The sequence below is a fragment of the Kitasatospora sp. cg17-2 genome (assembly GCF_054031055.1).
Genome location: NZ_CM132923.1, coordinates 3,149,449 through 3,163,950, shown reverse-complemented (window position 1 = coordinate 3,163,950; position 14,502 = coordinate 3,149,449). Strand labels below are relative to the sequence as shown.

The 14,502-nt window shown below is 70.1% G+C and carries 12 protein-coding genes and 1 tRNA gene; 5 read left to right on the top strand and 8 right to left on the bottom strand.

Annotated features, from left to right (window positions below; genetic code table 11):
* Positions 1–11 precede the first annotated feature (11 nt).
* Complete coding sequence (locus tag ACW14Y_RS12875; RefSeq protein ID WP_402721430.1) at positions 12–1,151, bottom strand: hypothetical protein; 1,140 nt, start codon at positions 1,149–1,151, stop codon at positions 12–14.
* Between the two features lie 274 nt (positions 1,152–1,425).
* Here ACW14Y_RS12875 and pyk point away from each other — a divergent pair, with 274 nt between their 5' ends.
* The 3 genes from pyk to ACW14Y_RS12860 all read left to right on the top strand — a co-directional run bounded on the left by pyk (position 1,426) and on the right by ACW14Y_RS12860 (position 3,620).
* Positions 1,426–2,856, top strand: a complete 1,431-nt coding sequence (gene pyk / locus ACW14Y_RS12870; RefSeq protein WP_340631763.1) for a pyruvate kinase — start codon at positions 1,426–1,428, stop codon at positions 2,854–2,856.
* Positions 2,857–2,967: 111 nt separating this feature from the next.
* A complete protein-coding gene (locus tag ACW14Y_RS12865; protein ID WP_380309840.1) occupies positions 2,968–3,315 on the top strand; it encodes a type II toxin-antitoxin system RelE/ParE family toxin in 348 nt (115 codons plus the stop codon).
* Positions 3,316–3,320: 5 nt separating this feature from the next.
* Positions 3,321–3,620, top strand: a complete 300-nt coding sequence (locus ACW14Y_RS12860; protein ID WP_380309838.1) for a helix-turn-helix domain-containing protein — start codon at positions 3,321–3,323, stop codon at positions 3,618–3,620.
* A 102-nt stretch (positions 3,621–3,722) separates the two neighbouring features.
* On the opposite strand, the gene ACW14Y_RS12855 is transcribed toward ACW14Y_RS12860, so the two are convergent.
* Positions 3,723–3,795, bottom strand: a tRNA-Leu gene (locus ACW14Y_RS12855).
* A 100-nt stretch (positions 3,796–3,895) separates the two neighbouring features.
* Here ACW14Y_RS12855 and ACW14Y_RS12850 point away from each other — a divergent pair.
* Complete coding sequence (locus tag ACW14Y_RS12850; protein ID WP_375910266.1) at positions 3,896–4,573, top strand: ANTAR domain-containing response regulator; 678 nt, start codon at positions 3,896–3,898, stop codon at positions 4,571–4,573.
* A 68-nt stretch (positions 4,574–4,641) separates the two neighbouring features.
* Here ACW14Y_RS12850 and ACW14Y_RS12845 read toward each other — a convergent pair whose 3' ends face one another.
* The 6 genes from ACW14Y_RS12845 to ACW14Y_RS12820 form a co-directional block, all read right to left on the bottom strand.
* Positions 4,642–5,358 carry an ABC transporter ATP-binding protein gene (locus ACW14Y_RS12845; protein ID WP_380309836.1) on the bottom strand — a complete coding sequence of 239 codons (717 nt, stop codon included), beginning with the start codon at positions 5,356–5,358 and terminating at the stop codon, positions 4,642–4,644.
* Entirely contained in the window at positions 5,355–6,200 is an 846-nt protein-coding gene (locus ACW14Y_RS12840; RefSeq protein ID WP_380309848.1) for an ABC transporter ATP-binding protein, read from the bottom strand. The genes ACW14Y_RS12845 and ACW14Y_RS12840 overlap by 4 nt, the downstream gene beginning before the upstream one ends.
* Before the next feature lie 8 nt (positions 6,201–6,208).
* Positions 6,209–8,146: a branched-chain amino acid ABC transporter permease gene (locus tag ACW14Y_RS12835; RefSeq protein ID WP_380436951.1), complete on the bottom strand. Its 1,938-nt coding sequence runs from the start codon at positions 8,144–8,146 to the stop codon at positions 6,209–6,211.
* 5 nt (positions 8,147–8,151) lie between these two features.
* On the bottom strand, positions 8,152–9,081 hold the full coding sequence (locus ACW14Y_RS12830; RefSeq protein ID WP_380309834.1) for a branched-chain amino acid ABC transporter permease: 930 nt from the start codon (positions 9,079–9,081) through the stop codon (positions 8,152–8,154).
* 132 nt (positions 9,082–9,213) lie between these two features.
* Complete coding sequence (locus ACW14Y_RS12825; protein ID WP_380309832.1) at positions 9,214–10,446, bottom strand: branched-chain amino acid ABC transporter substrate-binding protein; 1,233 nt, start codon at positions 10,444–10,446, stop codon at positions 9,214–9,216.
* A gap of 547 nt (positions 10,447–10,993) precedes the next feature.
* Complete coding sequence (locus ACW14Y_RS12820; RefSeq protein WP_045940274.1) at positions 10,994–11,407, bottom strand: PaaI family thioesterase; 414 nt, start codon at positions 11,405–11,407, stop codon at positions 10,994–10,996.
* A gap of 383 nt (positions 11,408–11,790) precedes the next feature.
* Between ACW14Y_RS12820 and polA the strand changes: the two genes are divergently transcribed.
* Positions 11,791–14,472, top strand: coding sequence for a DNA polymerase I (gene polA / locus ACW14Y_RS12815; RefSeq protein ID WP_380309844.1), 2,682 nt, complete (start codon positions 11,791–11,793; stop codon positions 14,470–14,472).
* Positions 14,473–14,502 lie beyond the last annotated feature (30 nt).

Genomic DNA, 14,502 nt, shown 5'->3' with positions numbered 1-14,502 from the left:
CATGTCCCCCCTCACTTGGCCTTCGCGGCGTTGACCAGGGCACTCATGACCGCCGGCGTCGGCACCGTGGCCTGCCCGACCTTCGCGACACCCAGGTCGGGTGCGAAGGCGAACTTCGCCTCCGGGTTGCCGTTCTGCGCTTCCTGGACCTTGGCGGCGAACGCCGTCGCTCCCGCCGCGCCCGACGGCCGGAAGCCGTACTTGATCTCCAGGTCGCGCAGCGCCGGGTCGTCGGCCAGCGCGTCGGCGAGCCGCTGGCCCTTGTCGTTGAAGGCGACGATCGTGTGGTCGGAGACCACGGTGGTGTCCGGGTAGAGCATCACCATGTCCGTCGGGGCCTTCTTCTTCAGGACCAGTTCGAGCGCCTGGGACTCGTACGCCAGCACCAGCGGACGGCCGTTGCCGGACACGAAGTCCATGAACGGTTCCTCGGTGGAGTTCTTCATGACTCCCTGCGGGGTGATGACCGCCTGCAGCTTGTCGCCGATCTGCGGCGTCACCCCCGCCGGTGCCGGGATCACCTGGTTGGCGTTCAGCAGGTAGGACACCATGGCGAGGTACAGGGCCCCCGAGGAGGACGTCTCGGGGTTGGTGGTGGTCAGGAAGATGGATCCGACGAGGTCGCCCGGCTTCTGGTCCGCGGGCGGATTCGGGAGCTTCTGCCAGGTCGTCCTGTTGTCGACGCCGTCGAGGAAGCCCTTCATCGAGAACTTCCAGACGTGGCTCGCCTCGTCGTAGGACGCCAGGTTGTTGTCTTTCAGCACCTGGGCGGTCTTCTGGTACGTGACGATCACCAGCGGCGAGTAGAACGGCCGGGTCGGGGTGCTCTTCAGATTGTGGGCCGCCTTGATCGCCTCGGCGGGCTGCTGGCTCGCCGGGAAGACGAAGTCCAGGTTGTCGTTCTTGAGATCGCCCATCTGCCAGGAGCCGGCGCTCTGGGTGTTCACCACCAGCCCGCGGGCCTTAAGGGCGTCCTTGACCTGCTGGTCGTCGAAGAACGCGCCCTTCTCCGAGCCGACCATGCCGGTGAGGGTGACGATCCCGTCGGGCTTGTCCGGACCGGGCTCGGGGTCCTTCTTTCTGTTCACGACCGCGAACACCAGACCCCCGAGCACCAGAAGTACCGTCAGTACTCCGATCACGCGCTTCATGCCGGAAGCTTCCCCCCTCGTCACAACGTTCTCTCCCCACCCGGGTGACGAGCGTCCCGCCGGGCCGGGAGCGGGGGCGGAAGTCCTGATGAACCGGGGGTGAACAGCCCTTCACGGAATCGCATCGGGGATCGAGTGCGGACCGACTTCCGGGAACCTCTCGCACTCCGGTCCGACGTTGTGTCAGATTGTTCAACTCTCCTTACGGCAACGGCCATCCCGTTGTCCGGACCGGCATCGACGTTACGCGCCGGTAATGCCTACTCTCAGCACTATGCGCCGAGCAAAAATCGTCTGTACCCTCGGGCCCGCCACCGACACCTACGACCAGATCAAGTCCCTGGTCGACGCCGGGATGGACATCGCCCGATTCAACCTGAGCCACGGCTCCCACATCGAGCACGAGGAGCGCTACCGCCGGGTCCGCAAGGCCGCCGACGAGAGCGGCCGCAGTATCGGCGTGCTCGCCGACCTTCAAGGCCCGAAGATCCGCCTCGGAACCTTCGCCGAGGGCCCGGTACTTCTCGAACGCGGCGACGAGTTCACCATCTCCACCGACAAGGGCGTCGAAGGGGACCAGAACGGCTGCGGCACCACGTACCCCGGCCTGGCGGAGGACGTCACCGCCGGTGAGCGGATCCTCGTCGACGACGGGCGGGTCACCCTGGAGGTCGTCGAGGTCGACGGGCCCCGGGTCCGCTGCCTCGTCGTCGAGGGCGGCCTCGTCTCCGACCACAAGGGCCTCAACCTCCCCGGGATCGCCGTCTCGGTGCCCGCGCTCAGCGACAAGGACGTCGCCGACCTGCGCTGGGCCCTGCGGACCGGGGCCGACCTGATCGCGCTCTCCTTCGTCCGCAGCGGCCGCGACGTCGAGGACGTCCACCGGGTGATGGACGAGGAGGGCCGCCGGGTCCCGGTCATCGCCAAGATCGAGAAGCCGCAGGCGGTGCAGAACCTCGACTCCATCGTCGACCGCTTCGACGGCATCATGGTCGCCCGCGGCGACCTGGGCGTGGAGATGCCGCTGGAACTGGTGCCGATGGTGCAGAAGCGGGCGGTCAAACTCGCCCGCCGGAACGCCAAGCCGGTCATCGTCGCGACCCAGATGCTCGACTCGATGATCAACTCCTCGCGGCCGACCCGCGCCGAGGCCTCCGACGTCGCCAACGCCGTCCTCGACGGCACGGACGCGGTGATGCTCTCCGGCGAGACCTCGGTCGGCAAGTACCCGTCCGAGACGGTCCGCACCATGGGCCGGATCATCGAGGCCGCCGAGCAGGACGTCCTCGCCGACGGCCTGCCCGTCCTCACCCCGAGCAACAAGCCCCGCACCCAGGGCGGCGCGGTCGCCCGGGCGGCCGCCGAGATCGGCGACTTCCTGCACGCCAAGTACCTGATCGCCTTCACCCAGTCCGGCGACACCGCCCGCCGGCTGACCCGCTACCGCTCGCCGATCCCGGTCCTGGCCTTCACCTACGAACCCGCCGTCCGCAGCCAGTTGGCACTCACCTGGGGCGTGGAGACCTTCCTCGGCCCGTTCGTGCCCACCACCGACGAGATGGTCGAACAGGTGGACGCCGCGCTGCTCTCCCTGGGCCGCTGCGAGAAGGGCGACATCGTCGTCATCACCGCCGGCTCCCCGCCCGGCCTCGCCGGCTCCACCAACCTCGTCCGCGTCCACCACGTGGGCGCCCTGGACAACTGACCGAGCCCGGATCATTCGTGCGAGGGCGGCATCCCCCGTATTGGGGAATGTCGCCCTCCTCGCGCCTCGGGCGGCGTGGCGGACCGCTGGCGCCTTCATAACATCCGTGTTATGACATGGGGAGAAGTGGAGCTCGAGCCGGAGGTGCGGGACTGGATCCTCGGGCTGGGCCAGGACGCACAGGAAACCGTGGCGTTCTACGTGGACCTGCTCTCCGACCGCGGCCCGTTGCTCGGTGAGCCCTACAGCAGGCAATTGGACGGCAAGCTCCGCGAACTGCGCTTCCATCTGGTCGAGCTCGACATGCGGGTCACCTACTGGATCGCGCCGGGCAGGAGGATCATCCTGCTCACGGTCTTCCGCAAGACCCGGATGCGGGAGACCGCCGAGGTCGACCGGGCCCGGCGGGCACTGGCGCGCTGCGTGGCGGAGCAGCACTCCGTCGACGAGGAGGAGTGAGCGGAATGAGCGACCGGACGTCCTGGCGTGCTGTGCGTGAGGAGATCCTGGGCCGACCGGGTGCGGGTGCGGCCTACGAAGCGGCTCGTATCAGGTTCGAGCTCGGCGAGGCCGTCCGGCTCCGCCGGGAGGCACTCGGAATGACGCAGGCCCAACTCGCGGCGGCGTGCGGCATGCAGCAGCCCGCCGTCGCCCGGTTCGAGACCGGTGGCACGATGCCCACCATTGTTGTTCTCGAGCGGCTCGCCTCGGCCCTCGGCATGCGTCTCACCGTGGAGCTGGAACCTCTGGACCGGGCGAGCTGACTGCTCGCGGCGGTCGTCCGGGATCGGGCGGGTCTTCATGCGGAATACTGAAGACCGCCCACTGGCGGCCCGCTTCGACCGGTTTTGGAATCGAAGGAAAAGTACCCCGGGTGGGATTCGAACCCACGCTGGATGGTGTTTGAGACCATTGCCTCTACCGCTGGGCTACCGGGGCGAGTGCGGATTCGAAGGCTGGCCCCCGACCCTGCTGAGTTCAAACATACCGTGTCTAGGTACCCTCGTGCATGCAGTACCCCGCCGGAACGAGGAGCCCCGTGAGCACCGCCGACGAGCAGGCAGAGCCGCTTGAGACCGATTCGCCCCAGATCACCAGGATTGTGATCGCCGAGGACGAGGCGCTGATCCGCCTCGATCTGAAGGAGATGCTGGAGGAGGAGGGGTACACCGTCGTCGGCGAGGCCGGGGACGGGGCCACGGCGGTCCGGCTGGTCCAGGAGCTGAAGCCGGATCTGGCGATCCTGGACGTGAAGATGCCGGTGCTGGACGGGCTGTCCGCGGCCGAGCAGATCCACGAGGCGCACCTGGCGCCGGTGCTGATGCTGACCGCGTTCTCGCAGCGCGAGCTGGTGGACCGGGCGCGGGACGCGGGGGCGATGGCGTACATCGTCAAGCCGTTCTCCAAGAGCGACCTGGTGCCGGCGATCGAGATGGCGGTGTCCCGGTACACGGAGATGCGGACGCTGGAGGAGGAGATCGCGGATCTCACCCAGCGGCTGGAGACCCGGAAGCTGGTGGACCGGGCGAAGAGCGTGCTCCAGACCAAGTTCGGGCTGAACGAGCCGGCCGCGTTCCGGTGGATCCAGAAGACCTCGATGGACCGCCGGATGACGATGGCGGCGGTGGCCGAGGCGGTCATCGAGGAGGGCGCGGCGCAGGACCGGAAGAAGGCCGAGGAGCCCCCGGCCGCCCCGGACGCGGGTGCCGCGGAGTAGCGGCGGCAGGACGACGGAGGAGGGCCCGGCGCGTGACGCGCCGGGCCCTCCTCCGTGGTGCGGGTGGGTCAGTCCTCGCCGAGGTAGGCCTTGCGGACCGATTCGTCGTGCAGGAGGTCGGCGCCGGTGCCCTGGAGGACGATGCTGCCGGTCTCCATGACGTAGCCCCGGTCGGAGAGCGAGAGCGCCGCCTGGGCGTTCTGCTCGACCAGCAGGATGGTCGTGCCGTCGGCCTTGAGTTCGACGATGGTTGCCATGATCTTCTGCATCATCAGCGGTGAGAGGCCCATGGAGGGCTCGTCGAGCATCAGCAGCTTGGGCCGGGACATCAGGGCGCGTCCCATGGCGAGCATCTGCTGCTCGCCGCCGGAGAGCGTGCCGGCGGCCTGCTTGCGGCGTTCGCCGAGGATGGGGAAGAGGCCGTAGGCCCGTTCGACGTCCTTGGTGATGCCGTCGGTGTCGTTGCGCAGGAAGGCGCCGAGGAGGAGGTTCTCCTCGATGGTCATCCGCGGGAAGATGTGCCGGCCCTCGGGGGAGTGGGCCAGGCCCAGGGCGACGATCTTGTGGGCGGGGACGGTGGTGAGGGGCTGCCCGTCGAAGGTGATGGTGCCGGCGGTGGGCTTGAGCAGGCCGGACAGGGTGCGCAGGGTGGTGGTCTTGCCGGCGCCGTTGGTGCCGATCAGGGTGGTGACCTCGCCCTGGTTGACGGTGAAGCTGATGCCCTTGACGGCTTCGATCTTCCCGTAGGAGACGCGGAGGTCCTGGACTTCGAGGAGTGCGGTCACTGGTCGGTCTCCGTAACGGGGGCGGTGCCTTCGAGCGGGGCGCCGAGGTAGGCGGTGATGACGCGTTCGTCGTTCTGGACCGTCTCGCGGTCGCCCTCGACGATCTTCTGGCCCTGGACCAGCACGGCGGTGCGGTCGCAGAGGTTGAAGATGAAGCGCATGTCGTGCTCGATGACGAGGACGGAGACGCCCCGGTCGCGGATGGCGAAGACGAGTTCCTCGGCGGCTCGGGTCTCCTGCGGGTTCATGCCGGCGGTGGGCTCGTCGAGGAGCAGCAGGCCGGGGTCGGAGGCGAGGGCGCGGGCGATCTCGAGCTTGCGCTGCTCGCCGTAGGGGAGGTTGCGGGCGAGGTGGTCGGCCTTGCCGGCGAGGCCGGTGAACTCGAGGAGTTCCATGGCCCGGTCGCGGCTCTCCTGTTCGGAGCGGCGGTAGCCGGGGCCGCGCAGGACGGCGGAGAGCAGGCCCTGGTGCATCCGGCTGTGCCGGCCGACCTGGACGTTCTCCAGGACGGTCATGTTGGAGAAGAGCCGGATGTTCTGGAAGGTGCGGGCGATGCCGGCCTGGGTGACGAGGTGGGGCTTGGGGGGCAGGACCGTGCCCTGGTAGGTGACGGTGCCCTCGGTGGGGACGTAGAGGCCGGTGAGGCAGTTGAAGAAGGTGGTCTTGCCGGCGCCGTTGGGGCCGATGAGACCGATGATCTCGCCGCGGCCGACGGTGAGCGAGACGTTGTTGACGGCGGTGAGGCCGCCGAACCGCATGGTCACGCCGGAGACGTCGAGCAGGGTCTCGGCGGGGGCCGGTGCCGGGGCCGGGGTGGGGGCGGGGGCGTCGGTGGTGGTCATCTGGAGGGTCACGCCCCTGCCTTGGAGAGGGCGACGGTGTCGCCGGTGGCCTGCGCCGGGATGTCGGCGTCGGCCTCGTGGAATTCGAGCTGGCGGCGCCGGTTGGGGATGAGGCCCTCGGGGCGCACCCGCATGAGGACGATGAGGGCGATGCCGAAGGCGAGCAGCTGGTAGTCGGCGAGGAATTCGAGCTTCTTCGGGATGAGGAAGAGCAGGGTGGCGCCGGCCAGCGGGCCGCTGATGGTGCCCATGCCGCCGAGGATGACGGCGGCGAGCAGGAAGGCGGAGTTGGGCGGGAGGGCCTCGGCGAAGGTGTACTGGTCGGGGGTGACGGTGTAGCTGACGTGGGCCTGGACGGTGCCGGCGAGGCCGGCGAGGCAGGCGCCGAGGGCGAAGGCGAGGAGCTTGAGGCGGAAGCCGTTGATGCCCATGGCCTCGGCGGCGGTCTCGTCCTCGCGGATGGCGACCCAGGCGCGGCCGATGCGGGAGTTGCCGACGCGGGCGAAGACCAGGACGACGAGGGCGGTGACGAGGAGCATCAGCAGGTAGTAGTTGGAGAACCGGCCGAGCTCGAAGCCGAAGATCGTGGTGGGCTTGCCGAGGTTCCAGCCGAGGATCTCCAGGTCGGGGATCCGGGGGATGCCGTTGGAGCCGTTGGTGATCTTCGGGCCGGTGGTGCCGTTGAGGTTGAGCATGGTGATGCGGAAGATCTCGCCGAAGCCGAGGGTGACGATGGCGAGGTAGTCGCCGCGCAGTCGCAGGGTCGGGGCGCCGATGACGACGCCGAAGACCATGGAGACCGCGGCGCCGGTGAGCATGGCGCCCCAGAACGGGAACTGGACGTGGATCGGCGAGGCGGGGGAGCCGGAGACCAGGGCGGCGCTGTAGGCGCCGACGCCGAGGAAGGCGACGTAGCCGAGGTCGAGCAGGCCGGCCAGGCCGACGACGATGTTCAGGCCGAGGGCGACGGTGGCGAAGATCAGGATGTTGGTGGCGACCGAGGTGTACTGGTCGCTGGTCTGGGTGAACGGGAAGCTGGCCGCGGCGGCGAAGGCGGCGCCGGTGGTGACGGTCTGGTACTTGACGGTCAGGGAGCGCAGCCGGGGCAGCAGGCCGGAGCGGCCGAGCGAGGCGACCACGGAGGCGGCGAGCAGCAGGTAGCCGGTGAAGAGTTCGCCGTACTCGGTGTCGATGCCGAAGGTGATGGCGAACAGGCCGATGGAGAAGGCGACCACGATCAGTGCGACCTCGACCCAGGAGGGCAGGGCGCGCGGTGCGGGGAGCGGCCGGTGGACGGTGCCGAGGCGCAGCCAGCTGTTGGCGGCGTGGCCGAGCTGGACGAGCAGGACGCCGCCGGTGGCGATCGCGAGGCCGCCGGCGAGGGCGGTCAGCACGGGGGCGACCGGCTTGTCCTCGGGGACGGCGTGGGTGGCGAACCAGACCACGGGGGCGATCGGGACGAGCAGGAACAGCCGGCGGTCGAGGATCCGCAGCGGGACGGCGGTGCGCCGGTCGAGCGGGAGGCCGAGCGAGCCGGCGAGGGCGAGCAGGGAGCCGGCGGCGAGGACCCAGCCGCCGGGTTCGAGATGGGCGAGGCCGCCGAGGTCGGTGGCTATGGAGACGACGGAGAACCAGCCGACGGCGACGGCGCCAGCGGCGGCGAACACGACGGCGTTGTTGCTGCGGCGGGGGGCGGCCCAGCGCAGGCCGGGGACGCCCTGGGTGGCGAGGAGGAGGACGAGGGTGACCAGTCCGGCGGTGAGGGCGAGCCACTGGAGGCCGGCGGGGGAGCCGTAGAAGGTGAGGTCGCCCGGGTACTCGGAGGTCCAGGTCCAGGGCATCAGGGCGGAGCCGGCGGTGGCGGCTGCGCCGAGGCCGGCGAGGAGGGCGGCGGTGCGGCCGGGGAGGGTGATGACCGGGGTGGTCTCGGTGCTGCTGGTGGTCATGGTGGTCACGCCCTGTCCGCGACGCGCTGGCCCAGCAGGCCCTGGGGCCGCACGAGCAGGACGACGATGAGGAGTACGAAGGCCCAGACGTCCTTCCAGGCGCCGCCTCCGAAGAGGTGCATGCCGGGCAGGTGCTGGATGTAGCCGGTGGCGAGGGCTTCGGCGAGGCCGAGGGTGATGCCGCCGAGCATGGCGCCGTAGATGTTGCCGATGCCGCCGAGGACGGCGGCGGTGAAGGCCTTGAGGCCGAGCAGGAAGCCCATCCGGAAGTCGACCTGGCCGCTGCGCAGGCCGTAGGCGACGGCGGCGACGGCGGCGAAGGCGGCGCCGATGGCGAAGGCCATCACGATGATCCGGTCGGTGTCGATGCCCATCAGCTTGGCGGTGTCGGGGTCCTGGCTGGTGGCCTGCATGGCGCGGCCGGAGCGGGTGCGGGTGACGAACCAGCCGAGGGCGAGCATGCAGAGCGGGGCGGCGGCGATCAGGAAGATGTCGCTGCGCTGGATGGCGACGGAGCCGAGCTCGAAGGGGTCGCCGGGGATCTTCGGGAAGACCCGGGCCTTCTTGGCGTCCGGGTAGAAGGCGAAGACCAGCTGCTGCAGGGCGATGGACAGGCCGATCGCGGTGATGAGCGGGGCGAGCCGGGGGGCGGAGCGCAGCGGCCGGTAGGCGAAGCGCTCGGCGGCGACGGCGGTGAGGGTGGAGACCAGGATGCCGGCGATCAGCATCAGCGGTAGGGCCAGCCACATGGTGGTGCCGCCGGGGAGGGCGAGGTAGGCGGTCAGGGCGCCGAAGCCGCCGACCATGACGATCTCGCCGTGGGCGAAGTTGATGAGCTGGACGATGCCGTAGACCATCGTGTAGCCGATCGCGACGAGGCCGTAGAGGGCGCCGAGGATCAGGCCGTTGGCCAGCTGCTGCGGTAGGTCGTGCACCGCTGGGCCTCCGTTGTGCGTGTGGGGTGTCCGCGTGGGTGGTGGATGTGGGTGCGCGCGGGGGCACTCGTGGCGCCCCCGCGCGGTGGTTCCGGTGTGCTGCGGCGCTCCTGACTCCGGGTCAGGTGCGGGTCAGCCGCTGAAGGTGCCGGACTTCTCCACGGCCCACTTGCCGTCCTTGACGGTGTAGACGGTGAGCTGCTTGTTGGTGGTGTCGCCGAACTCGTCGAAGGAGACCTTGCCGGTCACGCCCTCGAAGGAGACCTTCTGGACGGCCTCGACGACCTTGGCGCGGGGGCTGTCGGGCAGCTTGCCGTTGTTGGCGGCGACGACGGCCTTGACGCCCTGGATGATGGCCCAGGCGCTGTCGTAGGAGTAGCCGCCGTAGGTCTCGTAGGCGTCCTTGTAGCCGGCCGCCTTGTAGTCGGCGATGAACTTGGCGGCGGTCGGGAGCTGCTCCACGGGCAGGCCGACGGCGGTGGCGAGGTCGCCCTGGCCCTTGGGGTTGAGCTTGATGAAGTCGCCGCTCTGGATGCCGTCGCCGCCCATCAGCGGGATGTTGACGCCGGCGTCCTTGAGCTGGAGCGAGAGCGGGCCGGCGGCGGGGTACTCGCCGCCGTAGTAGACCGCCTCGGCGCCGGAGGACTTGACCTTGGTGACGACGGCGGCGAAGTCGCGGTCGTCGGGGTTGACGTGCTCCTCGCCGACGATCTGGCCGCCGTTCTTGACGAACTGGCCCTTGAAGGTGGCGGCGAGGCCGGCCCCGTAGGTCTTCTGGTCGTCGATGAGGAAGACCTTGGTCTTCTTGGCGTCCTTGACCAGGTAGTCCGCGGCGAACGGGCCCTGGACGGCGTCGGTGGTGGCGGTGCGGAAGTAGCTCTTGAAGGGGCGGGCCTTGACGCCGCTGGCCCACTTCTCGCCCTGGCTGAGGGCGACGCCGGTGTTGGCGGGGGAGATCTGGACGAGGTTGGCGTCGTTGAAGATCTGCTGCATCGACTGGGCGACGCTGGAGTTCAGCGGGCCGACGACGCCGATGACGTCCTTGTCGCCGACCAGCTGGGTGGCGTTCTGCTGGCCGGGGGCGGGCTTGCCGGTGTCGTCGAGGCCCTTGATCTGGAACTTGACGCCGGGGACCTCGTTCTTCTCGTTGGCCTGCTTGACCGCGAGCTCGACGGAGTTGCGGATGCCGAGGCCGAGGGCGGAGAGGTCGCCGGTGAGGGGCGCGTCGACGCCGATGGTGACGGTGGTGGAGCCGCCGCCCTGGCCGCTGTCCCCGGACTTCTTGTCGTCGCGGGAGCCGCACGCGGTGAGGCTCAGGGCGCCGATGACGGCAATGCTCACGACAACTGCTGAACGATGACGCACGGGGGGTCCCCTTCGGTTCAGGAGGGCGCCGCGCCTGAACGGCGGGAGCCTGGATGCGCGGTGGGCCTGGCCCATTCCGGTGGCGCGGTGACTGGCCGTGACTCTAGATGCCGGTCGGCGGCTCTGGCAGTGCTCCGGCGAGGCTGTGATTCTCTTGTTATGAGCACACGGAGAAGTTGTCTCAGCATGTGGTCGTTCCGGCTCGACCGGTCCGCTCCGGCCCCAGTATTTCCATGCCGTCGCGCGCTATGTAAGGCGTAGAACGGCAGGTGACTCCTGAACTCACCGATTATCGGACAAGAGCGTCCGCGCTGTTGGAGTCGGGCGTATGCGTCCGAATATCGGACGCCAGGCGCCGCCGGGTGCTGTTTTCGAGCGGATTCGACCCCCCGGGGTCCTCGATTGCTCGGATTTCCTAGTTGTTACGCACGGTTACATTGCCGCGGCCGGCCGGACATGCCACCGCCCCCTTGTCCAGACCAACGACTTCCCAACGTTGTCGAAGGTCAAACAAGGGGGCGGGCAAGGGATTTGACGGAGAATCGGCTCAGAGGTCGCGCAGCATGCAGGTGAGGCGGCAGCTGGTGACCCGCTTGCCGGTGTCGTCGGTGATCGCGATCTCGTAGGTGGCCGCGGTGCGGCCCTTGAACACCGCGGTCGCCACGCCGGTGACCAGGCCGGAGGTCGCCGAGCGGTGGTGGGTCGCGTTCAGGTCCACGCCCACCGCGTACCGGCCGGGACCGGCGTGCAGCATCGCCCCGACCGAGCCGAGGGTCTCCGCCAGCGCCGCCGAGGCGCCGCCGTGCAGCAGTCCGTACGGCTGCTGGTTGCCGTCCACCGGCATGGTGCCGACCACCCGGTCGCCCGAGGCCTCGACGATCCTGATGCCCAGCTTGTCGCCCAGCCGGCCGCCGGAGAACGTGGCCGGGTCCACGCCGAGCTTGGCGAAGTGGTCCAGCATCTCCTGCGGGACGTCGATCAGGGGGGAGGCGTCGGTGGCACCGGGGGCCCTGTCGGCGGCGGGGCCGGCGTCGGTGGCGGTGTCGGGGACCGGATCGGTCATGGGGGAGCTCCTGCCGCTCGGGGGTCGCGTCGTCGTGCTGCCTGTGATCGTACGACCGTCCTACTCGGCGGTAGAGGCGGTGGCGGAAGAAAACCGGAGTGGCGCCCGGGGCGCGAGCGCACCCGAGGGGCGCCCGCCCCCGGCGTGCCCCTTTTGTCAGTGGCGGGCCCTAGGATCGGTGGCCGGTAGTGGAATCGGCAGGAACGGACGTTGACGTGGCTACGCAGAGTACGGACAAGGGCGCGGCGGGTGGTGGCGGAGCCGGATCCCGGCCCCGCCTGATGCTGCTCGACGGGCACTCCATGGCCTACCGGGCGTTCTACGCGCTGCCCGTGGAGAACTTCAACACCTCCACCGGCCAGCCGACCAACGCGGTGTACGGCTTCGCCTCGATGCTCGCCAACACCGTCCGGGACGAGGCGCCCACCCACCTCGCGGTCGCCTTCGACCTCTCCCGCCAGACCTTCCGCTCGGTCGAGTTCCCCGACTACAAGGCCAACCGGGCCAAGACCCCGGACGAGTTCCGCAGCCAGATCGGGCTGATCGGCGAACTGCTCGACGCGATGCACGTGCCGCGGCTGACCGCCGAGGGCTTCGAGGCGGACGACATCATCGCCACCCTGGCCACCGCCGCCGAGGCGGCCGGCTACGACGTCGACATCGTCACCGGCGACCGGGACTCGCTCCAGCTCGTCACCGAGCACATCACCGTGCTCTACCCGACCAAGGGCGTCTCCGAGCTGACCCGCTACACCCCGGAGAAGGTCGCCGAGAAGTACGGCGTCACCCCCCGCCAGTACCCCGACCTCGCGGCCCTGCGCGGCGACCCGTCCGACAACCTGCCCGGCATCCCCGGCGTCGGCGAGAAGACCGCCGCCAAGTGGGTCAACCAGTTCGGCTCCTTCGACGAGTTGGTCGCCCGGGCCGACGAGGTCAAGGGCAAGATCGGCGAGAAGCTGCGCGAGCACCTCGACTCGGTCAAGCGCAACCGCGTCCTGACCGAGCTGGTCCGGGACGTCGAACTCCCGCTCGGCGTGGCCGACCTGGCCCGCGCGCCGTTCGACGGCCCGGCCGTCACCGCGCTGATGGAGACGCTGGAGTTCCGCAACGCCAACTTCCGCGACCGCGTCCACGGCATCGACCCGGCCGCCGTCGAGCCCGAGGCCGCCGAACTCGCCCCCGGCGTCGAGGTCGACGGCGAGCTCCTCACCGACCCGGGCACCCTCGCCGCCTGGCTGCGCGAGCACGCCGCCGACAAGACCCCGGTCGCGCTGGCCGCCGTCTACCGCTGGGCGCTCGGCGCCGGCGAGGTCTCCGAGGTCGCGCTCGCCGCCGGGGAGACCGCCGCCTGGTTCGACCCGGCGCTGCTCGCCGAGGAGGACGAGCGCGCCTTCGCCGCCTGGCTGGCCGACCCCGCCGCCCCCAAGGCCCTGCACATCGCCAAGCAGGTCATGCGGGCCTTCGCCGAGCGCGGCTGGAGCATCGAGGGCGTCGTCGCCGACACCGCCCTCGCCGCCTACCTGGAGAAGCCCGGCCGCCGCACCTTCACCCTGGAGGTGCTCGCCGAGGAGTACCTGGCCCGCTCGCTCGCCCCGGCCCCGGCCGCCGAGTCCGGCCAGCTCGCCTTCGACGCCCCGGAGGAGGACCCGACCGCCGGCGCCCAGGCGCTGATGCTCCAGGCCCGCGCCGTGCTCGACCTCGCCGCGCTGTTCGACACCCGCCTCGCCGAGGTCGGCGCCACCGGGCTGCTGCGCGACATGGAGCTGCCGATCGCCGCCCTGCTCGCCCGGATGGAGCGCACCGGCATCGCCGCCGACCGCGACTGGCTCACCGGCCTGGAGGCGCAGTTCGCCGCCGAGATCCAGCGCGTGGTCGAGGAGGCGCACGCCGCCGCCGGCCACGAGTTCAACCTCGGCTCGCCCAAGCAGCTCCAGGAGATCCTCTTCGGCGAGCTGGCGCTGCCCAAGACCAAGAAGATCAAGACCGGGTACACCACCGACGCCGACGCGCTCACCTGGCTCGCCACCCAGACCGACAACGAGCTGCCGGTGATCCTGCTGCGCCACCGCGACCAGGCCAAGCTGCGCACCACCGTCGAGGGCCTGCTCAAGACGGTCTCCCCGGCCGGGCGGATCCACACCACCTTCAACCAGATGGTCGCCGCCACCGGCCGGCTCTCCTCGCAGGACCCGAACCTGCAGAACATCCCGGTCCGCACCGAGGAGGGCCGGATGATCCGCCGGGCCTTCGTCGTCGGCGAGGGCTACGAGTCGCTGCTCACCGCCGACTACTCGCAGATCGAGCTGCGGATCATGGCCCACCTCTCCGAGGACGAAGCGCTGATCGAGGCCTTCGCCACCGGCGAGGACCTCCACACCACCGTCGCCTCCCAGGTCTTCGAGGTCCCCGGCGGCTCCGTCGACGCCGAGATGCGCCGCAAGATCAAGGCGATGTCCTACGGCCTCGCCTACGGTCTGTCCGCCTACGGGCTCTCCCAGCAGCTCGGCATCAAGCCCGCCGAGGCACAGGGCCTGATGGACACCTACTTCGAGCGCTTCGGCGGCGTGCGCGACTACCTGCACCGGGTGGTCGAGGAGGCCCGCGCCACCGGTTACACCGAGACCCTGCTCGGCCGCCGCCGCTACCTGCCGGACCTCAACAGCGACAACCGCCAGCGCCGGGAGATGGCCGAGCGGATGGCCCTCAACGCCCCGATCCAGGGCTCGGCCGCCGACATCGTCAAGATCGCCATGCTGCGGGTGGACGAGGCGCTGCGCACGGCGGGCCTGACCTCCCGGATGCTGCTCCAGGTGCACGACGAAATCGTGCTGGAGCTGGCCCCGGGCGAGCGCGAGCCCGTCGAGGCGGTCGTCCGCGAGCAGATGGCCGGCGCCTACCCGCTGCGGGCCCCGCTGGACGTCTCGGTCGGCGTCGGCGTCAACTGGGAGGTCGCGGCGCACTGACGCACCGTCAACAGGCCCCGGGCGCAGCTT